The sequence below is a fragment of the Methanosarcina sp. DH1 genome, from assembly GCF_020804205.1.
In the GTDB taxonomy this organism is placed as follows: domain Archaea; phylum Halobacteriota; class Methanosarcinia; order Methanosarcinales; family Methanosarcinaceae; genus Methanosarcina; species Methanosarcina vacuolata.
Window position 1 is genome coordinate 230,745 of the sequence record NZ_WJBJ01000019.1, and the last position, 23,702, is coordinate 254,446.

The following is a 23,702-nucleotide window of genomic DNA, read 5'->3' on the forward strand; positions in this document are numbered from 1 at the left end:
AATGTCTGCAGGTGGAGCAGGAGGAGAAGCCAAAGGCGGTTATCCTCCACAAACAATAATGGCTTTAGGTATAGTCGGCGGCCTTGTCGGAATCTACCTTGGTAATTTCATGCCTCCAGCATATTCCTTCTTCGGAGGAATTGGGGCAATCTGCGCAACGGTCTGGGGTGCTGATGCGGTTCGCCGTGTTGCAAGCTATGGACTTGGTACAGGTGTCCCATCAATCGGTATGCTTGCCCTTGGTATGGGTATTTTAGCATCCCTCTTCGGGCTTTCAATAGGAGGCATTGCAGGACCCATAGTTGCATTCATTGTAGCAGCAATTATAGGTGGTGTTATTGGTGCCCTTGCGAACAAAATAATCGGCATGGGTATTCCTATTATGGAACAGGCAATGGTAGAGATTGCAGGTGCAGGTACTCTTGTAATTCTCGGGCTGAGTGTCGTCATTGCTGGATCCTTCGATTTTGCTGCAGTTGTCCAAAACGTCGTTGCAAACGGATACATTGCACTGATCTTTATAATAGGTGGTATGGGAATCCTTCACCCCTTCAACGCTAGCCTGGGACCTGATGAGAAGCAGGACAGAACCCTCATGCTTGCTGTTGAAAAGGGAGCAATTGCATTAATAATTGCAGGCTTTGCTTCTTCACTCCATGAAGGACTAATGTCTGCTGGCTTAAACATGCTTATAGGAATTGTCATCTGGTATGTTGCCTTTAGCAAGCACTACGCACTCATTAAGAGAGATGCATACGCAGTGGTTGGTAGTGGTATGCTGCCAAGTCCGGAGGAACTACAATGAGCATGGTTAGAATAGCTCCCGAGATAAATTTAGTTCTGGACCCAGACACGGGAACCGTGACACAAGAACGGAAAGACTCGATTCAGTATTCTATGGAACCCGTATTTGAGAGAGTGGACAAACTGGACGCAATTGCAGAAGACCTGCTGAATTCCCTTTCGCCCAGCAAACCGCTTCTTAATTCCTGGCCAGGCCGTGAGAATACCTCCTATATGGCAGGATTTTATGGAAACACTTTCTACGGAGTTGTTGTAGGTCTTGCCTTCAGCGGGCTACTGGCTCTTATCATATATATATCAAGTTTGATGAAAGGGGTGGTGTAAAATGGCAGATAAGAGAGAACCAGCCCCAGGATGGCCTATCCTGAAAGGAGAATATGAAGTAGGCGATGCCAAGAACTGTGTACTGGTAATTACCTGCGGATCACACCTCCCGGGAAAGCCAGTCCTTGATGCAGGAGCAGCCGTTACAGGGTCCTGTAAAACCGAAAATCTTGGTATTGAAAAGGTAGTTGCCCACGTTATCTCAAATCCTAATATCAGGTATCTGCTTGTGACTGGCTCTGAAGTTAAGGGGCACGTTACCGGGCAGTCAATTATGGCCCTCCATGCAAACGGTGTAAAAGAAAACAGGATTGCAGGGGCAGTAGGCGCAATTCCATATGTGGAAAACCTGAATGCAGATGCAATTGCCCGCTTCCAGCAACAGGTTGAGGTTGTCAACCTTCTGGATACTGAAGACATGGGTGCTATTACCTCCAAGGTGAGAGAACTCGCCTCAAAAGACCCGGGTGCCTTTGATGCAGAACCACTGGTTGTGGAAATCAGTGAAGAGGGCGGAGAAGAAGAAGAGGGCGGTGTTGTCAGGCCTGTCTCCGGGGAAATTGCAGTTATCCGGAGCAGACTGAAAGCAATTGAATCCCGCATGCTTGATATAGGAAACTTGAACAAGTTCCACTCAGGAGTTCACGCAGGAAAGATCGAAGGTGCCATGATCGGTTTGACAATAACCATATCCCTGCTTGGGTTCTTACTGCTAGGGAGGTAATGGAAATGGCAGAAGACTACGATAAAGGCGTCCCAATGGTGCTTGCCCCTCAGATGGGCGCGATTGATGCTACTGTTGAGAGCATTCGATATAGAGCACAGTTGATTGCGAGAAACCAGAAGCTGGATTCCGGGGTTGCGGCTACCGGAGTGATCGGCTTTGCAGCAGGTTTCATCTTTTCGCTGCTGATGGTCATCGTACTCCCGTTACTAGTCTGGTGAGAGGTGAAATAATATGGATGGAAAAGCACCAGCAGCATTTGTAGAGCCAGGTGAATTTAACGAAGTAATGAAAAGGCTCGATAAGATCGATGAAAAGATTGAGTTTGTCAACAGTGAAGTTGCGCAAAAAATCGGAAAGAAAGTAGGAAGGGACATTGGAATTCTGTACGGCGGATTTATTGGCCTGCTGCTCTTCCTGATATATACCGTGGTATCATCAATGTTCATGTAAATGAGGGATCAAAATGTTCAAGTTTGACAAGAAACAGGAAGTTTTTGAAATAGGTGGAGTTAAATTCGGTGGACAGCCGGGTGAAAACCCAACCGTATTAGTCAGTACTATGTTCTATGCAAGGCACAAGATTGTGACCGATGAAGATAAGGGTATCTTCGACAGGGCAGCTGCAGAAACCCTCTGGAACACCCAGGTTTCACTGAGCGACGCCACAGGTCTCCCCTATGTGAACCAGATTGTAGGAGAAACCCCTGAAGCGATCAAGCGCTATATTGACTGGTTCATTGAGATTGACGACAGGACACCTTTCCTGATCGACTCCTCCGCTGGAAATGTGCGTGCAGCCGCAGCTCAGTACTGTACTGAAATAGGTGTTGCAGACAGGGCAATCCACAACTCGATCAACGCAAGTATTGAACAGGAAGAAATCGATATTCTCACAGAAAGCGACGTATCAGCTGCAATCGTTCTTGCCTTCAATGCAACCGACCCGACCGTAAAAGGAAAGGTAGATATCCTTGAAGTCGGTGGTTCCGGACAGACCAAGGGTATGCTCCAGGTCGGAGAGGAATGTGGAATAAAGTATCCCATTATCGACGTTGCAGCCATGCCTCTTGGTGCAGGCTCAGGTGCAACAATCCGTTCGGTACCCACACTGAAAGCAAAGTTCGGATTGCCAATCGGTGGCGGATACCACAACATGGCTTCTGCATGGGACTGGCTCCGCAAATTCAAGAAGACTCAGCCTGACCCCAAGGCAATCTACATGCCTGCAGACATTGGTACCAACCTGGTGGCTCTGATTGCAGGGTCCGACTACCTGCTCTACGGCCCAATCGAGAACGTAAACCAGATTTTCCCGGCTGTTGCAATGGTAGACATCATGCTCGGTGAAACTGCAAAGGAACTTGGTGTCGAGATCGCAGACCTGGCAAACCACCCGGTAACCAAGTTGACATAATCAAAAAGAAAAAAATTACAGAGAGTCTCAGGACTCAAAAGCAGAGGAAATTTTCCTTTGCTTTTTTCTTCTTTTAAATAGTTTTGTAGTCTTTTTCTCTAATTCAGGTTCTTATTCTTGATTTTTTGGTTTTTGCTTCCCTCAGTGCTTTCTGTCTTTATTCTCTATATTACTTTGAGAATATTTTTATTTGACTTGTCTACTTTCATATTATGTTTGTCTACTCTTGAATATAATCTCCAGATGATAGGATTTTTCGTTGTTTTGTGTGGATATTCTCACAATATTCTCATAAAAACCAATAGTTATGCCTGTAATTGTTGCAACAAAAAAACTCCACTGTGCCTCATTGGCAGTTGCATTATTTAGCTTTGTGACTAAATGTGGTCTTGAATTGAAAATCATTTTGTCATAGGATGGCAAAGAGCCAAAAATAGAATATTCTGGTAAGCCAGGAAATAATGCCAGTGAATAGGAATAATATGAATTTAAGGGCAAATAAGTGTGTTATGAATGAGCTAGAAAGGAAAAGATAATGATAAGCTTCTGTCCTTCATCAGGAGAAAAGTCCCTGGCTGGCTAAATAATCCATCTGAACCTGCCAGGTACTTATGACTCCACTCCCAAACTCGCTTTTTGGGACTGTTATCGCCTCTGAAGATTGTGAGTTTTCAGGAAAATTGTAATAACCTGTGAGTTTTTATCCTGCGCTTAAGCAGGAGCTATACAATCTACTCAGAAACTCACGGCTTTTGAACATGTCAACCTATACTCTCGAAATTAAATTAGGGTAGATAATCGAAGGTTAAACAAACTGTAAGGATAGGGTGAAATCAATAATGCGATCTTCCAGGTTATAGCAGTCCGACTTACATCCCAATATTTTTAATTTACATATTGTACACTCTCTTAACATATATATATAAAGAGTTGTGAACCAGTACCATTCGTTTCTGGTCGTTTGTCAAGCTTTCAGTTCAACGTTCTAACGAAACTTAATTACACTTTGAAAGTAGGACAACATTCTAAAATATACATCCAGACAATTCGACGGAATTTATAGGTATGCCAATATTGTTATTATATTTTAAAATTAATCGGGACTTTGGATGGAACGTCTTTTAATCCTAATAATCAAAGAGTAGTAATAAATAGAAAGATTTAATATTCGGTAGCACTTACCAGTATCATAAATAGAGTCCTAAATAAGAACTTTTAGAACTCAAAGTGTACTTCTTCAGAAAAAATGTTTTTCTAAATCTCTAACCGGAAACCACAAAAAGTCCTGATCTTACGGGCATCAAAACGGATCATAGCATAAATAGCCAGGAAACCGGATCTATCGGGTGGAAATATGCTGATCAGAAAGAACATTTCCCTGGATGATAAATACCTTAAAAAGTTGCAGCCCCTTCTGGATGCCAATAATGGAAATTTGAGTGCCGCAGTCAGGGATACCATTGAAGTTGCGGATACAGCTCTTTTATGTCATAAAAGTATTGATGAAGCAATTCGATTTTTAAAAGAAACTCCTGCAAAAGAAGAGTTAAATGAGACAATCCAGAACGGAGAGAATATCGTTATAAATAAAACGATGCTTGAATGGCTGTTCAGGTGTACCAGGGGTAGGCTAACGGATGAAGATCTTGTTAATGAGCTTATCAATCCATTTGAGATTCAGGATATGAAACAACTCGAAGATTACCTTAATAGGGTTTCCAGAAGCTATCAATGGGTAATTCGAACTTCAATAAAGTGTGAAGATATTAATAATCCTGAATCTGCACTGGTAATTATTTCCAACTCGACAGTATACAGTAGAGACTTTTTTGCTCAGCTTGTGGCTCATTTTCTTTCAAGATGGAAACAGCTTGATGTTGAGCATGTTTTCAGGAGATCAAACTCGACCCAGATTTCTTTCAAAAGAAATACCTCTATTTCATCGAACGAGATTATGCCCGGAATCCGGAAGAATTTTGGATATCTTGATATTTTATGTAAGGAATTGGACGACAATACTGAGTTCTGGACTCAGCTTATGTATACTTATAGTGCTGAGCGGTTCAATCTCGTGACTCTTCATCGGAGCCAGTTTGAAGTTTTTGCAACTGGAGAAGTCCCAAACCCGACAAAAATTCTTGAGCGTCTTTGCAAGCAGTTGATAAGTGAAATGACTCTTCCGGACTTGCTGGTTCATTTTAGAAAAATGTACCTTGCAACTCAGCTTGTCAAAAATATAGAAATCTCCCTTGAACCTGGAAACGAATCAGTAACCATTTTCCATGACTTCAAAGATGAAAGGGTTATTCGTAATCTAGTTAAGTATTTTTCAAATATATTCCGGGAAAACGGCACGCCTTTTGAGACATTTTCATATTCAAGCATGATTGTATTTCGGTTCTTCCAGGGGCAAGAACCTGACAGTTCAGATTTATGTTTGATAGAATCAATGAAAGATCCCGATTAAATTGATCAGAATAACCTGAAGAAGTTCAAAGGTCTACTGGAGTTCAAAGGTTTACTGGAGTTCAAAGGTCTACTGAGTTCAAAGGTATATTGGCCAGAACCAGAAAATAAATAAAATATTTTTATGACCCCATTGAAAAAATTCAGGGCTAAAATTAAAGGGTAAAATTCAGGGTTAAAATTAAAGGGTAAAACTTTAGCCCGTAGATTAAAGTTCCCATAGAAACTTCAGGTACTGAAACCTATAATTTCTGACACTTATTGTTTAAACCGGTTGTTTTACCTGAGTTAACCTTTTGTAACCCCCAAAGGAAGAACTCTTGCAACCTTACGGGCAATTCCGAGTTCGTGCACGACATTTACCACTTCGCTGCTGGACTTGTATACCTCCGGAGCTTCCTCTGCAATGACTGAAGGATGGGTGGCTCTTACTGTAATGCCTCGAGCTTCAAGGTTTTCTTTTATGCTCTGTCCGCGGAATTCTTTCTTTGCATGTGCTCTGCTCATGACCCTGCCAGCCCCATGGCAGGCACTACCGAAAGAAACATTCATAGCCTCTTCTGAACCGCATAGTATATAAGAAGGAGTCCCCATGCTCCCAGGAATCAGCACCGGTTGGCCTACATCTCTGTATACGGCCGGGACTTCGGGGTGCCCTGGAGGAAAGGCTCTTGTTGCTCCTTTCCTGTGCACATACACCTCTTTTTTCTTGCCGTCCACGGTATGTTTTTCAAGTTTTGCTACGTTATGAGCAACGTCATAAAGCAAATCCATGCCCATGTCGTCAGCATCTATCTCAAATATTTTTTCAAATGATTCTCTTGTCCAGTGAGTAATTATCTGACGATTTGCCCATGCATAATTTGCAGCACAGAGCATGGCTTTAAAATAGTTCTGTGCTTCCCTTGACTTAGCAGGGGCACAGGCAAGCTGTTTGTCCGGAATTTCTATCTTATAGTTTTTTACGGCCTGAGAGAGTTCCTTTAAGTGGTCAGTACAGATCTGGTGCCCGGCACCCCTTGACCCACAGTGGATCATTACCGTAACCTGGCCTTCTTGAAGCCCAAAAGTTGAGGCTATTTCCTGATCATAGATCTTATCAACGTACTGAACCTCAAGGAAGTGGTTGCCGCTTCCAAGAGTTCCTAACTGAGGTTTTCCTCTGTTTCTGGCTTTTGTGCTTACCTGGGCAGGGTCAGCTCCTTCCATATACCCATTAGCTTCACAGTGCTTGACATCAGCTTCTACGCCATACCCGGCTTCTACAGCCCAGCTTGCCCCTTCTAAAAAAGCACTGTCCAGTTCTTTATCCGAAGCCCTGATCCGGCTTTTGGAACCAACGCCTGCGGGCACATTACTAAAAAGCTCGTCAGTTAACCTCTTTATGTTTGGAACTACCTCTTCTTTCTGAAGGTTGGTGCGGATTAGCCTTACTCCGCAGTTGATATCAAAGCCCACCCCACCCGGGCTGATAACACCTTCTTCTACATCAAAAGCGGCAACTCCTCCTATAGCAAAGCCATAGCCAAGATGAGCATCAGGCATTGCCATGGAGTACTTCTGAATACCAGGTAGGGTTGCTACATTTGCAATCTGGTCGATAGTCTCGGGTTCAATGCCTTCAAGCAAACTCTGGGATACAAACAGGCGGCCTGGAACCCGCATGTTAGGGATGTGGCCAACAGGAATTTCCCATTCGTTTTCGGAAAGCTTCCTGACCATACCCTTTACATCCTTCTGTATATTTTCCGTGCTTAATTCCTCAATAGCTGTATCTTCACTCTCTACCATGATTTATGCTCCCTGCTCCTTCATGCTTTAGATATAATCCTGGAACTACTAATTTATCTTCCGTTTTCTAAGGTTCTGCGTATTAATTTGGAAATGTGATCAAGATATACTGTGTCAGGCTGGATTAGAGCCACAATGAATTTTGGAAACGGATGATTAAGATCGGTTCGATATAACAAAGTCTATCTAAATGTTCGATATAACAAAGTCGATCTAAATATGACTGAACCAATTCAGGACTAGATAATTCAACTTGAGATATACTTGAAATATTATAGTACTTGATATATTATAGTGCAGAATAGGATAATTCCTATACATGAAGATATGCATGGTGCTAGTAGTTAGAGGATAAACAGCCAGTATTCGGTGAACCAATTCCGGGAGATAGGAAGAAAACTTCTGCGCCTTTAAATATCCACAACAACCTGAGCCTTCCAGCCGTCAGCAGTCTTCGTTATTTCTAACTGGTTATAGGTAACGGCCTTAATTTCAGTCTCAAAGGGGAGTTTTTCTAGATAGTACTTTTCGCCCAGTGCCTGAGCTGTTATTGAATATTCACCTTTTTCTTCCCTTATTTTCTCAACTCGAAACTCCCTAAAAACGATTTCATCAACTTCAAAGAGATATAGAAGTTCAGAAAGCCAGTCCACAAGCAGGGATTCCAGGTCAGGTGACGTGAGAAAAATTTCTCTTGCGGTGTCTCCCGAGATTTTTCCTGTATCAATTATAACATTAAACATAGCGAGAGCCGCATTTTCAAATACTTCTTCTCGTGTTTTTCCGTAAGCCTGGAACTTTATATCTGCAGTGTGATCCAGATACTCATACTGTTTTCCTTGAGATGACATAGCCAGGTAATTGTGTTTTTTGTTAATTAACTTATTTGCCGCATAAATCTGTTTTAAGGCCTAAGAATTTCCCTTATCTCGGGTAACGAATCTAGACAACGAATCTAGACTACGAATCTAGACTACGAATCTAGACAACAAATCTGGACAACAAATCTGGACAACGAATTGAGACCGAACTCTAATTGAAATAAAACTAAGTTGCAAAATTATTAAAAAAAGGATGTTGTTACTGCAACTCTTTCCATATATAGTAGATTCTCTGGATTGCTGTTATATGGCTGGTTACAGCAATCAGAATGACGGCCCAGCCAAGAATTGAAAAACCTGCAATTGGACCTGGAAATACAAAGTTGCCAAAGGCTGCAAGAATTATAACTACAAGTCGGTCAGCCCTGCCCATTATCCCTCCATAGTATCTTCCAAGGCTGAGCGCCTGGGCCTGGGTTCCGAGATAGCTGGTAAGGAGCACACCTACAATTGCCGTAACTCCTAACTGCCAGGAAACGTAACCTGCAAAAAAGATGCTACATATTATAAAAACATCCGAGTAACGGTCAATGACGTGATCCAGAAAGTCACCTCTTGGGGTTGCCCTATTTGATTTCCGTGCAATTATCCCGTCAAGGGCGTCAAAAATAGAGTTAAGTATTACCAGGATGCCTGCCAGCAGGATAAATTCCCTGGATGCAGGCGAATAATAAAAACTCAGTCCTGCAAAGAATGCACATATAAGGGAGGCTATGGAAACCGTGTTGGGTGATACCTCATATCTAATGAAATAGTCTGCCAGTGGGTCGATAACTTTTGAGGCAAAAGGTCTCAGGGTGTTAAACGTCATGGTACTCGAGATTTTTCTTTAGGTGATACTCGTAACAGAAAGCTGCTCCAGAAACAGGCGTCTCGTCTTACTCGGTATTCTGGGTTGGATTTGCTTATTTATTCATTTCTGTGTTTACCTGCTTTTTTATATTTATACTTAAGCTGTATGGTTATCCACTTACTCAATAGATAAGTTTACTCATTTTATTTCCTGTTTTTCAAGCTCTTACTTATACTCGTGGATTAAACAAGCGAACGTTTATGTTTACTCATTTTCTCTTTCGTCTGTCACACTCTTAAGGATAGAAAGGAATCACACGAACAAGCATTTGCAAGCGAGCGTTTATAGTTTATTTATTTTTCTTTTCTGCTTTTGCACGCTCGTACAGGTACTTAACTTTGCAGGAATGCTCAAGCTGCGTGGTCACTATATAGGCGTCTCCAAGTGTTCTTCCAATTGCAAAAGTTCCATGACTGTAAACTATAGCGCCTCTATGCCTTGAGAGTGCATTTGCAAGATTTCCTGCAAGCTTGCGGCTGCCTATCCCTCCTCCTACGACTGGAATCTCCCCAAGGAAGTACTGCCCTTCACTATCTACAGGTGAAATTCTTCCTTCAGGGCCTGCGAGCAGGGACTCAACAACCGCATATGGAGCATGAGCGTGAATGATTGCAAGTGCTGAGGTTTGCTTGTAAATCTCCCTGTGCACGACAGCTTCAGAAGATGCAATTATATCCAGGGAAGAAGTGTCCCAAACGTCAACTTCAACAACGTTATTCTCTGTGATTTCATCAAGTGCGGCGCCTGTCCGGGTGATAAGCATCCTGTCGCCAGCCCTTAGGCTGATATTTCCAAAGTTGGATTCAACAAGTCCGTGTTCAACCAGCTTGCGCCCATATTTCGAGATTTCCTGCCACATCGTAAGCGGTATATTACACATTTGGTTAATAATATATATTGCTTAGAAGTTTGCGGTTATGTTTCTAAAAAAGACTCTAATAATTCTTCTTTTCTTCTTAAAGTCTAAAAAATCTGAAACTATAGTCCATTTAATCTTGTTAATTTTATGAAACTTCACCTGTTTTGAGCGTATGCTTAATGGGCACGCTAACCTCAGCTCTATTCTTCAAAAGATCCTTTGGGTCCTTGTAGTCACCAATAACAAGAACCTCTAAAATACTAAACCTGCTTTTCTTCTAAGAATATCACACAAAAAGGAAAAATTAATGATTACGTCCTTTCAAGAAATTCTATGAAAGAATCTAAATTCTGCTCTTTCATTTGAATACAAAAATCATTATTTTTGTCTATGTTTTTATATTGTTCGTACATGGAAGTTAATTGATTATACATTGTTGAGTTTACTGGTTTATACCATTGCGCATAATCGTGAATTATGTTAACAGACATCGGACACAATAACAACGTTAAACCAAATCCTGCTTCCTCATCCTGAAATATTACAAACGGGAATGTTCTACATGCTTCCGATCTGTTATCGTATATTCTGCATTTCGAATTTATCAATAATGGGCACTGCTCGACGGCATTTATTGCTTTATAACATCCTTCCAACTCTGATTTTACCGCATTCGATTTTAAAATATTCGCACTTTCTCTATCTGCATTTTTTAATATTTTCTCATATTCTTTTCTATGAAAGTCAATAATATGATGTTTGCAGCAACTCGCATTACATGATTCAGGACAGATATAATGTTTAAGTATGCTTTGAGTTTTTGAGAGTAACCAGTCGTGTTTTTCAATACGTTGTCTTCGATCCATGGCCAAGCCTCGTAAACTTCCTTTTTCCACATCTCATAAAGTCTTTTTCTTTCCTGTGCTTCCTTTGCTACTCTCAATAATGTCTCTGCTTTCTCTCTGCTTCAAAAGTAGAAATCACAGGAGTCGGATCCTTCTATTAGTTACCCTGGATATAATGTCTTAAGCGAGATAAACACAGGACTCTCTGAGGTTTATGTACTATCTCCTCTGGTACCCGGCAAAAAAGAGAATAGATCACAGGCAAATAAAGACGGCTGGCTTCCGGATAAAGAATCCGGCCATAAAGTTTATCTGTGAGTATTGTATTTAGGTAAGTCGCAGTATTTTCTAATTGCCTCGTTGGCTCAGCCCGGTAGAGCGAGTGACTTGTAATCACTAGGTCGCGTGTTCAAATCACGCACGGGGCTTTTTACTAATTTTGAATCCAGTTCTTCGCTGTTTTGTATGGGTAACTTTTATTCATCTCCTAAATGCTAAAGTAACATATCTAATATCTAGATACACTTATTGTGAAAAATCATATTCAAGCTTCATGTTTCTCTTTTTGACCTGGCTACTTTCTAACTGAGCAATTATTATCAATCCGCACAAAACAGCGAAGAGCCTTTACTACTATTCCAAAGAGTCAGTTTGGGTGAGAACAGGCACTTGTGACTATATGAGTGTTCAAAAACGTTTAAAGTCATTGAAAAATGCACCGATATCCTTATTCGTAAGGAGCTAATTTGGCATGAAATGCTGCCATGTGCAAGCATTTTCATTGGTTGTGCATGTTATTCGAAGAGTATCATGTACGTTTAACATGAAAGTATATGGGGATCTCTTCTTTACGAGCTCTCTTCGTCCTCTTTTCTCGTAATTGCAAATATTTCACTCATCATTTCAGTCGAATACCACGTTGCTTGCTGCGGGGTGTGCCAGCGCAACTTTGATTTGTGCCTGTTATTCGAAGAATTTCATGTGGGTTTTTTATGAGTGGCTAGTCAATCAAAAAATACATATACTAAAAGCCATATCATTACTGACTGTTCAGTCAGTCAGTGGCGATGTTATGTGATACAATTCTAATATTCAGGAGAATTAAAAATGTCGGGAAATATGGAATCTAAAAATGAATCAAGTATGAAAACTTTTGAACTCAGTGAAAAAGTAACTGTAGAAAAAGTATCCTATAAAAACCGATACGGAATTACTGTTGTAGCAGACATGTACTTATTAAAAGATATGGATAAGTCCAAAAAATATCCGGCAATTGCCATAGGAACACCTTATGGTGGTGTAAAAGAGCAAGGTGCTGGTATTTACGCACAGAATATGGCAGAACGAGGATTCGTTGCCATTGCGTTCGATGAATCTTTTAATGGCGAAAGCAGTGGTGAACCAAGACATGTTTCTTCCCCGGATATATTTGTTGAAGATTTTAGTGCGGGAGTAGATTTTTTGGGGACACGTCCTTTCGTGGACAGGAACAGGATTGGTGCTATCGGTATCTGTGGAAGTGGCGGATTTTCAATTACTGCAGCTCAAGTTGACCCACGTATCAAAGCAGTTGCTACTGCAAGTATGTATGATATAAGTAGCATGATAAGAGATGGATTTGGGAAAACAATGACTGATGAACAGCGTGCTCAAACTTTAGTTCAGTTGGGCGAGCAGCGATGGAAAGACTTTGAGAATGGCACTCCAGAAGTGCCGTTGGGTTTCCCGGGTGAACCAGCTGATTCAATTCCAGAAGGATTAGATCCAATTTCAAGTGAATTTTTTGAATACTACGGAATGGGGCGTGGACATCATCCGAATGCAGGAGCCGCATTCACTATTACAAGTAGCATGTCATTCATGAACTTCCCTTTGATGAACTATATTGATACCATTTCACCAAGACCAATTTTGTTCATCATCGGCGAAAATGCTCACTCAAGATATTTCAGTGAAGATGCATATGAAAGAGCTGCCGAACCCAAAGAACTCTACATAGTTCCGGGAGCAAGACATATTGATCTGTACGACAGGACCGACATGATTCCATTTGACAAATTAGAATCATTCTTTGCAAAATATCTAGGTTACACAAATGAACAGAGCGGTGTTCTACAAACCGAAATTTGAACAATTATCTGGAGATGGCAGGCTGGATACTTATTTTCGGTCTCGCCTGTACGTGATTAGTCAATCACAATGCAGCTAAACAATTCAAAAATTCAGGAGAATTAAAATGTTATACAGAAAAATGCCAAAGAACGGGGACGAGCTCTCGATACTTGGATTCGGATGCATGCGCCTCCCCGTAAAAGAAGACGGTAGTATAGATGAAGAAAGAGCCATCAAGCAGGTGCGCTATGCAATCGACCAGGGTGTAAACTATATTGATACTGCCTGGCCCTATCACATGGGAGAGAGCGAGCCTTTCTTAGGTCATGCCCTTGCCGACGGATACCGTGAAAAAGTGAAACTCGCAACAAAACTCCCTTCGTGGCTTATAGAGAGCCGAGAAGATATGGATAGATTCCTCAATGCTCAATTAGAGAAACTCAAAACCGACCACGTTGACTATTACCTTATCCACGCTCTTGTTGGTGACCTGTGGGACAATATTGAAAAGCTTGGTGTAGCTGATTTCCTTGACAAAGCCAAAGCCGATGGCCGAATAATTAACGCAGGTTTCTCCTTCCACGGTTCGGGAGAAGACTTCAATCGAATAGTGGATGCCTATGACTGGGACTTTTGTCAGATCCAGTATAACTTCCTGGACGAAAAGAATCAGGCAGGCACCAGGGGTTTGGAATATGCAGCTTCAAAAGGCCTTGGAGTAATCATTATGGAGCCTCTCCGTGGGGGAAACCTCACAAATCCAGTACCCTCTGCTGTAAAAGAGATCTGGGATGAGGCTCCGACGAAGAGGACCGCTGCAGAATGGGCTCTTCGCTGGGTATGGAACCACCCCGAAGTCACGGTTGTCCTCTCCGGAATGAATGAGGAAACACATGTTGAAGAGAACCTTAAGGTGGCAGGAGAGGCTTATCCGAATTCCCTGACAGAAACCGAACTGCAGCTAATAAAGAAAGTAGAACAGAAGTACCGCGAACTGATGAAAGTAGGCTGTACAGGCTGTAGATACTGTATGCCCTGTCCGTCAGGGGTGAACATTCCACTCTGTTTCGAATTGTACAACAATCTCTACATGTCCAACAATGCAGACGATGTAAAGTTCTTCTATGCTGCACAGTTGAGTGGTGCCATATCCGTTGGCGAATCCGGATTTGCATCCCAGTGCGTACAATGTGGACAGTGCCTTGAAAAATGTCCCCAGCACATTGATATACCAACGATGCTTGAATCCGTTGTCGAAGAACTTGAAGGATCTGACCTGGAGGAGAGAGTTGGCATGGCAAAGCAGTTGTTCAAGAAGCAAATTTAAAAGCGAGAACAATTCTAAGTGCCAAAAAAGCAAATGAAGATATCTTTTAATCTTTAAAAATCAGACAAAACGATATCTTCATTTTCCGCTGTTCATCTTTATGTTTAGTTAATTATATTCATTTAGCTTTGAAATTGTGAATTTTTACCTCAAATTGCAAAGCAACAACCAGATAATTCTGAAAATCAAGCTTGTATGAGTATAGTGCTAGCTTGTATGAGTATAGTGCTAAACTCTATAAAGTCAAACTCTAAAAAGTCTCCATACGAATAAATTGTTATCCAACAACTTGATATTTAAACTGTTTATTGCTAAAGCATTTAATTCTTTTAAGCAAAGGTTAATACATGGATCTTACTGACATACTTAAGGCTGTTAAAGAGGGAAAAATGGATCTTGAGAGTGCGGAGCAGCAGGCTCGGGGCCTGGGGTTCGTCTCTTATATGGATATAGCAAAACTTGATTCTCACAGAAAAAGCAGAACAGGAGTAATCGAGGCTATTCTTGCCGATTGTAAAGATCCTGATGACGTGGTAGAAATTGCGAGGGTCATGGTTGCTGAGAGCAAAAGAGCCCTTATTACAAGGGTCTCGCCAGGGCATCTCGAAGCCTTAAAGCAGGCCTTTGGCCAGGATAAACTGGAGTGGAACAGCAGGGCTCGTACAGTTGTTATCCATGACGGCACGCCTGCCCCTAGGACCGGGGGAGTCGTAGGGTTCGTTTCAGCAGGCACGGCAGATATCCCGGCTGCGGAAGAAGCCAGGGTTGTAGCTTCAGAAATGGGTTGTGAGACGGTTGCGGTTTATGATGTGGGAGTTGCGGGAATCCACAGGCTTATCCCGGCGCTGGATAAACTGAAAGCCAGGATGCCAGGAGCAATCGTCGTTGCGGCCGGGAGGGAAGGAACGCTTCCCACAATAGTCTCAGGATTAGTTGACGTGCCTGTAATAGGGCTTCCGGTTTCGACAGGCTACGGAGCAGGTGGAGGAGGAAAGGCTGCCCTGCTGTCAATGCTCCAATCCTGTTCCACACTTGCAGTTGTGAATATTGATGCAGGCTTTGTTGCGGGAGCGTATGCGGCCAGAATCGCAAATATGATTGCGGCTGCTTATGCCCACGGCAAAGAAGATAGGGCAGGGCAGGCAAGAGGGTAACAGGGCAATAAAAAGGAAATAAAAAGGGAATAAAAAAGGACTAAAAGGAAAAGAAAAAGGAAAAGGAATCGAAATGCAGGAAAGAGTTTTATGAAAGCACTTGTATTCAACCCTTTTTCAGGGGCAGCAGGAGATATGATCCTTGGATGCACTCTCGATCTCGGAGCTAACCGAAAAATGGTTAAAGAGCTGATAGAAGCTTCTGTCAACGTATCCGTAGATATAAGAGAAGTTATGAAAAAGGGAATAAAGGCCCTGGATGTCCGGATTAACGTACCTGAAAAAGAACCAGTCCGTACATATCCAGAAATTCTGGACGTGGTAAAGGCCGCAAAACTGCCCTTCGGTGTGGAAGCAAGTGCCCTTGATATCTTTTCGAAGCTGGCCGAGGCCGAAGCTTCAGTTCATGGGCAGACTGACCTTGAGAAGCTTCATTTCCATGAGGTTGGGCAGAGTGATGCGCTTGCTGATATAATCGGCTCTTCGGCAGCTATCTATTCCCTTAACTGCGATTCCGTTTACTGCACTCCTATAAATGTAGGCAGTGGGACAATAGAATGCGCACATGGAGTTCTTCCTGTGCCAGCACCTGCAACCCTTGAGCTTCTCAAGAAAGGAAAATTTTATTTCAGGGGAGGGGCTGAGCAAAAGGAGCTTCTTACTCCTACAGGGGCTGCCATTCTTGCTCATTTTGCAAGACCTCTGAAAGCTTTTCCTCAGGGAAGAGTAATTTCAATAGGTTATGGAGCCGGGGATTCCGAGCTTGCCGGGCCCAATGTGCTGCAGGGAATGTTATGTGAACTTGATTCCTGCCTGATTCCGGATATAATTGAGGTACTCGAAACGAACGCTGATGATGTGAGCGGAGAAGTACTGGGGAACCTGTTTGAGGAGTTACTTGCTATGGGGGCAAGGGATGTTGCAATTCTCCCGGCAACGATGAAAAAAGGCCGTCCTGCTCATGTTATTAAGGTCATTGCAAAACCTGAGGACACTGAAAAACTCGCCCGGAAAATCATTATCGAAACAGGGTCTCTGGGTGTGAGAGTTATCCCTACCCGGCACAGGTTGATGGCTGCCAGACGAATAGAACCGGTTAAGTTTGAGGTCAAAGGGCAGATATATGAATCTGCGGTCAAGATTGCCAGGGACTCTGAGGGAATACTGCTCAATATTTCTGCCGAGTTTGAGGATTGCAAAAAAATCGCAAAAGCGAGTGGCATCCCTGTAAAAGAGGTTATGAGAAAGGCAGAGGAAGCTGCAAGAAAGCTTTTCTCATGAAATCCTTAAAAGGTCTGAAATCAGTAAAAAAATAAAGAACGAAACAGATTTAAAATGAGTAGCGAAGCTGAAAAGTAAAGTTGAAAAGTAAATCTGAAAAGTAAAGTTGAATCGTAAAGTTGAAACGTAAAGTTGAAAAGTAAGTCTGAAAAGTAAAGCTGGAAAGCAAAAGCCTTCTTAAACTGTGAGGCTTTCACTTTTCATTCTATTTTGCTTGTAAGCCATCCAGATTTAAAGTTTGCCCATTGAATGCAGGAGTTCCGCATTCAGCACACTTGCCCCGGCTGCTCCACGGATGGTGTTATGTCCCATTGCGATGTAGCGGATTCCTTCTCTTATACGGCCTACTGAGACACTCATGCCTTTGCCCATGTTGCGGTCAAGGCGCGGCTGAGGCCTGTCAATTTCATCTCTTACAATTAAAGGTTTTGCAGGTTCGGAAGGAAGTTCTTTCAGCCTGGGGTCAAATTTCAGGAAAGCTTTCCTTACTTCTTCAGGCGTCGGTTTATCCCTCATTCCGGCCCAGATGGCTTCGGTATGCCCATCTATTACAGGAACCCTGTTGCAGGAAGCACTGACTCTCATATCTGCAGGCACGACTTCAGAGCCGTTGAACTCTCCAAGGAGCTTTAAAGTTTCAGTTTCCATCTTATTTTCTTCGTTTCCTATGTACGGAATGATATTGTCGTAAATTGCCATTGCGGCAACTCCGGAAAAACCTGCTCCTGAGATCGCCTGCATTGTGGCTACCTGTATGGTTTCAAGTCCAAACTGCATAAGAGGCTTTAAGGTAACGGTCATGACAATAGTGGAACAATTGGGGTTTGTAATGATATATCCGTCCCATCCTCTTGCATCCTGCTGGACTTCGAGAAGCTCGAGATGTTCTGGATTTACCTCCGGAATCACAAGAGGTATGTCCTTTTCCATCCTGTAGGATGAGGCATTGCTTGCCACTGCAAATCCGGCTTTTGCAAATTCGGGTTCCACTGTCATGGCAAGGTCTGCAGGAAGGGCCGAGAACACAACGTCCGCATCTACGGCTTTTGGATCTACCGGAACAACTTTGATATCTTCAACGCTTTCCGGCATAGCTGTATCTAACCTCCAGCCTGCGGCTTCTTTATATGTTTTGCCGGCGCTTCTCTCGGATGCTGCGAGGGCTGTAATCTCAAACCAGGGGTGGTTTGCAAGTGCTTCTACAAATCTCTGCCCAACAGCGCCTGTGGCGCCTAAAATACCCGCTTTAATTGCTACCATTTAAGCTACCTCCGGAAAGATAAGAGTCATTGACAAAACTGATTGATAAAACTGATTGATAAAACTGATTGATAAAACTGATTGATAAAACTGATTGATAAAACTGATTGATAAAACCGATTTATAAAACTGATTGATAAAACCGATTCAGTACCAAAATCTAGTGATGAATGTAAAGTTCAAAATCACTAGATTTTGTAATTAGTCACAATCCTTGTGATACGACTTAAGAATTGAAGTCTTTAGATGTCGAATATTGATTTTGATGATAACTGGCTTCTTCGTGGTTAATTCAGATTTTCAATCCAAAAATGCAAAAATCACTAGATTTTGGAACAGAGTCATAAAACCGACTGATAAATACAGCTGATAAAAACGATTTATAAAACCGACTGATAAAACCGATTGATAAAAACAACTGATAAAAACGATTAATAAAACCGATTGATAAAAAGGAAAAAGAAAATTGGAATAAATAGATTATTCCAACTAGTTACCTTTTTACTCTTCTACTTTAATTGCCTGGTTCGGACATGCCTCTTCACATGCACCGCATTCTACGCATTCGTCATTGTCGACTACTGCGATTCCCTTTTCTTCATCAAGAGTGATTGCATCATTGGGGCATTCATCTACACAGGTTCCACATCCGGAACATTCATCTGCATTAACTGTTGCTGGCATATTTATTCACACTCCTTTTTGATTACTCGATATATACGGAAATTAAATGGGACGTTTTTGAAACTTCCATAGGATATCGAAAAGTTTGGTCATAACGCCATTGACAAGACAAACATAAAAACTTATCGCTTTTTAGCAAAAGGAAGCCTTCTAAAATCAGGATGGAGTTAACCACCAGGCAACTAAAAAATCTTATTGAAAGTTATAAAATAAAGGGAAAATTAAAAAAAATTTATTTAACACACCGAATCGTGCATGGAAATTCCAGAAGCGGTCAGGCGATACATTCCATCTTCGAGTTTCAGAAAGCCTTCCTTTAGCAGGAAATCCATATGGAACTTAAAGAAGAAGTCATTTAATCCGGATTCATCCTTTAGCTGTTTTTCAGTCTTTCCAAAGATTCCAACAATCCGGAGGAGCTTTCTTCTTTCAGGGCTTACGGAAATCTTTTCCATCATCATGTGTTCCATCTTGACAGCTTCGCCTTCAGTAGGCTCTCTTTTGTTTTCGAAATAAGCATCAAGTTCATCAATTTCCTCGCTCATGTTAAGACTCCATTATTTTTTTGTAATTATAAAATCTCCACTCTTTTTTATACAGTTCCGAAAAGGATAAGTGTGATTGCAAACCTCTTAATTAATTTACAGGTTTCTACCATACCTTTAAGTTTAGTTGTAAGTCCAGCTTTAATTTAACTTTGAGTCAAGCCTAAGTTCAGCATTAAATTATCTTTAAGTTGAGCCTGACATATTTTTAATCGTCTTTCCTGTATATATTAACCTTGCATATTTGCTCATTTTCATGTTCACCATGACTCTCAGCGTGAGCATCAGTACCATGCTCATGAACCTCTTTTTCAAAGACAAAACCTGATTTCTCGAGATTTCCTTCAATAGTACTTTCAATTATCTCTATGAGTTTATATTTTGAGACCTTTGTAATTGCGGAAAGGAGCCTGAGTTCTATGTTCTCATTTTCCAGAGCAGGAAGAAGCTCTACCTGAGGCACTTCTTTAGATGAGGTTACACTGCCCTTAACCGCAGATTTCGGAAGTTTCATGGAAAGCTTTACATGCCCTATAAACTCAGGATTAAGTTTCCGAACTCTATCCTGAATGGTCTGAAGGTTTTCTTCTACGAAACGTACACTTTCTTCAGGGCTGAACTCCCGTGGTTCAAGGGTATAGAGAGCTGAGTAAGCTGAAACTTCAGAGAGTTCAATGGAGTTTTTCTTTTCCTGGGAAGGCTTTTTAAATCCCGGTACAGCGAGGTGAAGAAGTAGTTTTTCGAATTGTTCATCTTCATGTTTTGCGGAAAATTTCAGAATCCGGGCTTCCGGGTTCATCTCGTAGAGCATTTTCTCAGCAGCCAGGACAGTTTCTACAGGCGTTACATCTATCTTGTTTATGCAGAGAACTTCAGCATCTTTTATCTGCGTCTCTATAAACCTCGGGATCTGTTTTGCCTCGGTCCCGAACCGGCCAGGATCTATAAGGGTTACTATCGGGGCAAAGGAGAGCTCAGAGAGTCCCATTGTTTCGATTTCTTCTCGTATCTGACCAGGGAAGGCGATTCCTGTCGGTTCGATAATAACAACGTCAGGCATAAACTCTTCTTCAAGAGTCTGAAGGGTATACTGCATGCTTATCCTGAGTGTACAGCAAATACAGCCACTTGTAAGTTCCTCGGTTACAATGCCAGGCCTTGTAAGAATATCCCCATCAAGCCCTATTTCCCCTATTTCATTTACAATAATCGCAGTCTTCTTTCCTGCGTTACTGAGCTGCCTGCTGATTTTCAGTATAGTGGTTGTTTTCCCGCTTCCGAGAAAACCTCCTATGATCATGACTTTCATGTCTCTCTCCTTTTTTCAATAATAAAATTGTTTTTTAGACGGTCGAGTGGTATAATCTATTTTAAGATATATATAAAATTGGCAGTGCCGCCCGAATCAGCAGAATTGCAGCTCAACCCTTTTTAAAAACTGCTTGCCTGCGAGCCATTTATCAAAAATTTGAACGAAAACCTCGAACAACGACATGGTCGAAAATTGCTAAAAAGAAGCAACTAAGACCTTTAAACCAAAAAAGAATAAATTCTTTTATTACCGGGAGAAATTGTCGGACAGCTTGTAAAGACTCAGGGGTTTTAAGCTTCGTCCTATAAATTTCTTGTATCTTATTTTGTCAACGTTTTCTTCCGACTTCCCGGGCAATTTGAATGATTCTAAATAGACATGTTGAATTTATTTTTTAGATCGCTTTTTTAAAAAACCAAATATACTAAACGATGTCCTATAGTAAATCCTGTTATACACTGCTTTTTTTGGATTCTTTATAAGTCCCGTTCCCTTTTTTCCATAAAATGGTACTACAGCCTTTTTTACTTTACGTTTTAATTTGCCTGTAGTCCTTGCTTTAATAGACTTTTTCAAAGATGGTTTTCTGAAACCAAATTTCATAAATTTCCACACCATTGATCTTATTTCAAAAATAAAAATATAACACTAGTATATAACTGGTTTACTTCTTCTTAAGCAGAATAAACGCTGTCAATAGAATATGCAAAGTTTGAATATTCCCAGTCCAGACAAAAACGGTGTTTCACACTTTACATAGACTTCTCTCATCTAGGATCCTTGAGCATGTGCCATTCAGCTTTGTTTCCATTTATGGCATTAGCATTGGGAACCAATGATATCATTTGGTATTTCCAGGTAATAGTGAATAGACATGTTATAAATGGTTTTTTATATTTCCCTCTTAATCATAACTCTTAACCGTCGACGCATACGGCTATTTGGCCTTAATATTTGAAAAAAAAGATTGCGTTCTCATCAAGGAACCTGGAAGTTCTGAACGGCTCTAAGAGATTTTTATATGGGAAGAGATACTGAGGTACTGGACTCACGGGTTGCGAGCTTTGGTTAATTCTCTTTCCGTTTGATCCCCTTAATTATGGAGTAGATACTAATGAATTGGGTGTTAAAGGGATGAGAACGCAATTCATACTATGCGCTTACCATATATAATATTTTTAGCACAGAATGTTATGTAGTTATCTTGATATTAGCATATCATTATAATTTCAATCCATTATTCTAAGCTTATATGATTGTTATAACCAGGACTATATGCAGTTGAACTGAAAACTCGACAGCATCAAATCGTTAACTATATAAAACGTGACTTTAATTCGCAACCTTTAACGCAATTGATTTTGTTTTTCAGGTGCGTGAGTCCTGGTTTGAGGGGATAAATTTAGGGCAACGGTCAGAGGCAAGCTACTCTAAGCAAAGGTTAGGGCAGCAAGATCTGAAAAATATTTCTTCTGGTATTGAATTGGCTGAAAACAATTTAACAGGTTGTCTCAAATTTGACCCACTTCTATAACTGGATAATTGGAATTGTTACCTTTAAATTCAGATCGAAAATTATTCTGAAATAACAGAATAATTTATATATTTCTTTAATGATGAGAGAAAATAACGAAGCTGCAGAACTAAATTAATTTTTGGAATTACTTGTGATTAATCCCTTTTAATCATTTTGTGATCACTTAGTAGTCGCTTGATAGTTGCCCTTGTATTCACTTTGTAATCACTCTCAGGAGAATTTGCATGCAAAGCAAGCTAATTACGCCGGAAATTAAAGCTTTCCTTATTTCTATAGGTTCGGTTTCCGTAGACCTCTCACTTATCCCACGGTCCCGAGGTTCGACTGCGGGTCCGGGGGCAGGTACGAGTTCAGTTTTTTTCAGGTCGGGAAATAAACGGGTAAGGCTCAGCATAAATAAAGACTCTCCGCTTTCGATTTTGAAAGTTGAAGGTGAAGGAGATGTTGGAGTCTTCTATCAAGGAAAAGAGCTCGTAAGGGGAAAACTTGAACCTGCACCTGCGCACTGCCCTGATCAGGCATTTATAACCCTTTGTGAAAGGTGCGTATTTGACTGCAAATATTGTCCTGTACCCAAGTTACAGGGGCACGTTAAGAGTGATGAAGAAGTCCTGAATATAATCGATGATGTTTTACGAGCAGGAAATCTGAAAGCTATTTCCCTTACTTCGGGAGTTGAAACCTCAATAGAAGGAGAGGTTGAACGTGTGCTTAAATTGCTTCCTGCTCTCAAGAAATACAATGTCCCCATTGGAGTTTCGGTGTACCCTACTGAAGGATGTTCCAGAAAATTCTATGAAGCCGGAGCTTCTGAAGTCAAGTACAATGTTGAAACTATGGACCAGGAAATCTTCAAAAAAGTCTGCGGAGACCTTTCCCTTGATTACATTCTGGATAGACTCCGGGAAGCTGTTGACGTTTTCGGGAAAAACCGGGTTTTCAGTAATTTTATAATAGGGCTTGGGGAAAGTGACGATTCTGTAAGAGATGGAATCGAGACCCTTGCACAAATGGGAGTGATTCCTGTCCTGCGGCCTGTAAACCCGCATCCTCTGAGGGCCGGAGATTGCTTTACAGAACGTCCGTCCCCTGAGCGTCTTTTAACGCTTGCAAAACTTGAAGCCGAAATACTCAAGAAATACGGGCTCGATCCAGGGCTTGCAAAGACAATGTGCCTGAAATGTACAGGTTGCGACCTCGTTCCCTTCGTTGATTTTTAATTTCCACTTTTTTCTTTTTTCTTTTGAAAATTTGCCTTTTCTCAAAGAGCCTGTAGTAAACGGAACTTATGACTTAAGTAGTAAAACCAGGTACAATATATGTTTCTGTTAAACCTGCATTTTAGGCAACTAAAGGTTTAATGCTATATTCCATTTCAACCACATAATTTCTGCTTTTATTTCTTTAAGAGGAACCCCATAATTTCCACTGGAAACTTCCACGGGTTAATTTTTTTTGTTGCTATTGAGAATTTTACTTTTTTCTTTTTTTTTGTAGTTCTATATATTTTTTTAGTTTGTTCTTTG

The 23,702-nt window shown here is 41.3% G+C and carries 22 protein-coding genes and 1 tRNA gene; 13 read left to right on the plus strand and 10 right to left on the minus strand.

The features are described from left to right. The first annotated feature begins 1 nt into the window (after position 1). The 7 genes from mtrC to FXW07_RS09935 all read left to right on the plus strand — a co-directional run bounded on the left by mtrC (position 2) and on the right by FXW07_RS09935 (position 5,736). A complete protein-coding gene (gene mtrC, locus FXW07_RS09905; protein ID WP_229395285.1) occupies positions 2-805 on the plus strand; it encodes a tetrahydromethanopterin S-methyltransferase subunit C in 804 nt (267 codons plus the stop codon). Next, the gene (locus FXW07_RS09910) at positions 802-1,128 is read left to right on the plus strand and encodes a tetrahydromethanopterin S-methyltransferase subunit B (protein ID WP_048117176.1); all 327 of its coding nucleotides are present in this window, start codon (positions 802-804) and stop codon (positions 1,126-1,128) included. The genes mtrC and FXW07_RS09910 overlap by 4 nt, the downstream gene beginning before the upstream one ends. A gap of 1 nt (position 1,129) precedes the next feature. Next, complete coding sequence (gene mtrA, locus FXW07_RS09915; RefSeq protein ID WP_048117178.1) at positions 1,130-1,852, plus strand: tetrahydromethanopterin S-methyltransferase subunit A; 723 nt, start codon at positions 1,130-1,132, stop codon at positions 1,850-1,852. Continuing rightward, on the plus strand, positions 1,852-2,073 hold the full coding sequence (locus FXW07_RS09920) for a tetrahydromethanopterin S-methyltransferase subunit F (protein ID WP_229395286.1): 222 nt from the start codon (positions 1,852-1,854) through the stop codon (positions 2,071-2,073). Before mtrA ends, FXW07_RS09920 begins: the two co-directional genes overlap by 1 nt. 13 nt (positions 2,074-2,086) lie before the next feature. Continuing rightward, positions 2,087-2,305, plus strand: a complete 219-nt coding sequence (gene mtrG / locus FXW07_RS09925) for a tetrahydromethanopterin S-methyltransferase subunit G (protein ID WP_011306266.1) — start codon at positions 2,087-2,089, stop codon at positions 2,303-2,305. Between the two features lie 13 nt (positions 2,306-2,318). Further along, entirely contained in the window at positions 2,319-3,269 is a 951-nt protein-coding gene (gene mtrH, locus FXW07_RS09930) for a tetrahydromethanopterin S-methyltransferase subunit H (protein WP_229395287.1), read from the plus strand. Between the two features lie 1,354 nt (positions 3,270-4,623). Beyond that, positions 4,624-5,736, plus strand: coding sequence for a hypothetical protein (locus FXW07_RS09935; protein ID WP_229395288.1), 1,113 nt, complete (start codon positions 4,624-4,626; stop codon positions 5,734-5,736). A gap of 287 nt (positions 5,737-6,023) precedes the next feature. On the opposite strand, the gene FXW07_RS09940 is transcribed toward FXW07_RS09935, so the two are convergent. The 5 genes from FXW07_RS09940 to FXW07_RS09960 all read right to left on the minus strand — a co-directional run bounded on the left by FXW07_RS09940 (position 6,024) and on the right by FXW07_RS09960 (position 10,985). Then, a complete protein-coding gene (locus FXW07_RS09940; RefSeq protein WP_276573347.1) occupies positions 6,024-7,526 on the minus strand; it encodes an RtcB family protein in 1,503 nt (500 codons plus the stop codon). A gap of 410 nt (positions 7,527-7,936) precedes the next feature. Further along, positions 7,937-8,377 carry an archease gene (locus FXW07_RS09945; RefSeq protein WP_229395289.1) on the minus strand — a complete coding sequence of 147 codons (441 nt, stop codon included), beginning with the start codon at positions 8,375-8,377 and terminating at the stop codon, positions 7,937-7,939. Between the two features lie 229 nt (positions 8,378-8,606). Next, a complete protein-coding gene (locus FXW07_RS09950) occupies positions 8,607-9,218 on the minus strand; it encodes a CDP-alcohol phosphatidyltransferase family protein (RefSeq protein WP_048117197.1) in 612 nt (203 codons plus the stop codon). Between the two features lie 331 nt (positions 9,219-9,549). Beyond that, positions 9,550-10,140, minus strand: coding sequence for an aldolase (locus FXW07_RS09955; RefSeq protein WP_346655641.1), 591 nt, complete (start codon positions 10,138-10,140; stop codon positions 9,550-9,552). A gap of 290 nt (positions 10,141-10,430) precedes the next feature. Next, positions 10,431-10,985, minus strand: a complete 555-nt coding sequence (locus FXW07_RS09960; RefSeq protein WP_229395290.1) for a YkgJ family cysteine cluster protein — start codon at positions 10,983-10,985, stop codon at positions 10,431-10,433. A gap of 333 nt (positions 10,986-11,318) precedes the next feature. Here FXW07_RS09960 and FXW07_RS09965 point away from each other — a divergent pair. From FXW07_RS09965 to larC, 5 genes are all read left to right on the plus strand, one after another. Continuing rightward, positions 11,319-11,392: transfer RNA gene (locus FXW07_RS09965), tRNA-Thr, on the plus strand. Between the two features lie 679 nt (positions 11,393-12,071). Continuing rightward, positions 12,072-13,094, plus strand: a complete 1,023-nt coding sequence (locus FXW07_RS09970; protein ID WP_229395291.1) for an alpha/beta hydrolase — start codon at positions 12,072-12,074, stop codon at positions 13,092-13,094. 106 nt (positions 13,095-13,200) lie between these two features. After that, positions 13,201-14,403, plus strand: coding sequence for an aldo/keto reductase (locus FXW07_RS09975; RefSeq protein WP_229395292.1), 1,203 nt, complete (start codon positions 13,201-13,203; stop codon positions 14,401-14,403). Between the two features lie 347 nt (positions 14,404-14,750). Beyond that, on the plus strand, positions 14,751-15,557 hold the full coding sequence (gene larB / locus FXW07_RS09980; RefSeq protein WP_229395293.1) for a nickel pincer cofactor biosynthesis protein LarB: 807 nt from the start codon (positions 14,751-14,753) through the stop codon (positions 15,555-15,557). Between the two features lie 90 nt (positions 15,558-15,647). Continuing rightward, the gene (larC, locus tag FXW07_RS09985; protein WP_229395294.1) at positions 15,648-16,838 is read left to right on the plus strand and encodes a nickel pincer cofactor biosynthesis protein LarC; all 1,191 of its coding nucleotides are present in this window, start codon (positions 15,648-15,650) and stop codon (positions 16,836-16,838) included. A 231-nt stretch (positions 16,839-17,069) separates the two neighbouring features. Here larC and asd read toward each other — a convergent pair whose 3' ends face one another. The 5 genes from asd to FXW07_RS10010 form a co-directional block, all read right to left on the minus strand. Then, positions 17,070-18,098, minus strand: coding sequence for an aspartate-semialdehyde dehydrogenase (gene asd, locus FXW07_RS09990; protein WP_229395295.1), 1,029 nt, complete (start codon positions 18,096-18,098; stop codon positions 17,070-17,072). Positions 18,099-18,599: 501 nt separating this feature from the next. Further along, positions 18,600-18,782, minus strand: a complete 183-nt coding sequence (locus tag FXW07_RS09995) for a 4Fe-4S binding protein (protein WP_048117218.1) — start codon at positions 18,780-18,782, stop codon at positions 18,600-18,602. A gap of 236 nt (positions 18,783-19,018) precedes the next feature. Then, the gene (locus FXW07_RS10000) at positions 19,019-19,327 is read right to left on the minus strand and encodes a hypothetical protein (protein WP_229395296.1); all 309 of its coding nucleotides are present in this window, start codon (positions 19,325-19,327) and stop codon (positions 19,019-19,021) included. Between the two features lie 208 nt (positions 19,328-19,535). Then, positions 19,536-20,636 (minus strand): GTP-binding protein, encoded by a 1,101-nt coding sequence (locus FXW07_RS10005; protein ID WP_229395297.1) that lies wholly within the window; start codon positions 20,634-20,636, stop codon positions 19,536-19,538. 390 nt (positions 20,637-21,026) lie between these two features. Beyond that, complete coding sequence (locus FXW07_RS10010; protein WP_048117226.1) at positions 21,027-21,242, minus strand: hypothetical protein; 216 nt, start codon at positions 21,240-21,242, stop codon at positions 21,027-21,029. A 1,158-nt stretch (positions 21,243-22,400) separates the two neighbouring features. On the opposite strand from FXW07_RS10010, the gene FXW07_RS10015 reads away from it, so the two are divergent. Beyond that, positions 22,401-23,396 (plus strand): radical SAM protein, encoded by a 996-nt coding sequence (locus FXW07_RS10015; protein WP_229395298.1) that lies wholly within the window; start codon positions 22,401-22,403, stop codon positions 23,394-23,396. Positions 23,397-23,702: the final 306 nt, after the last annotated feature.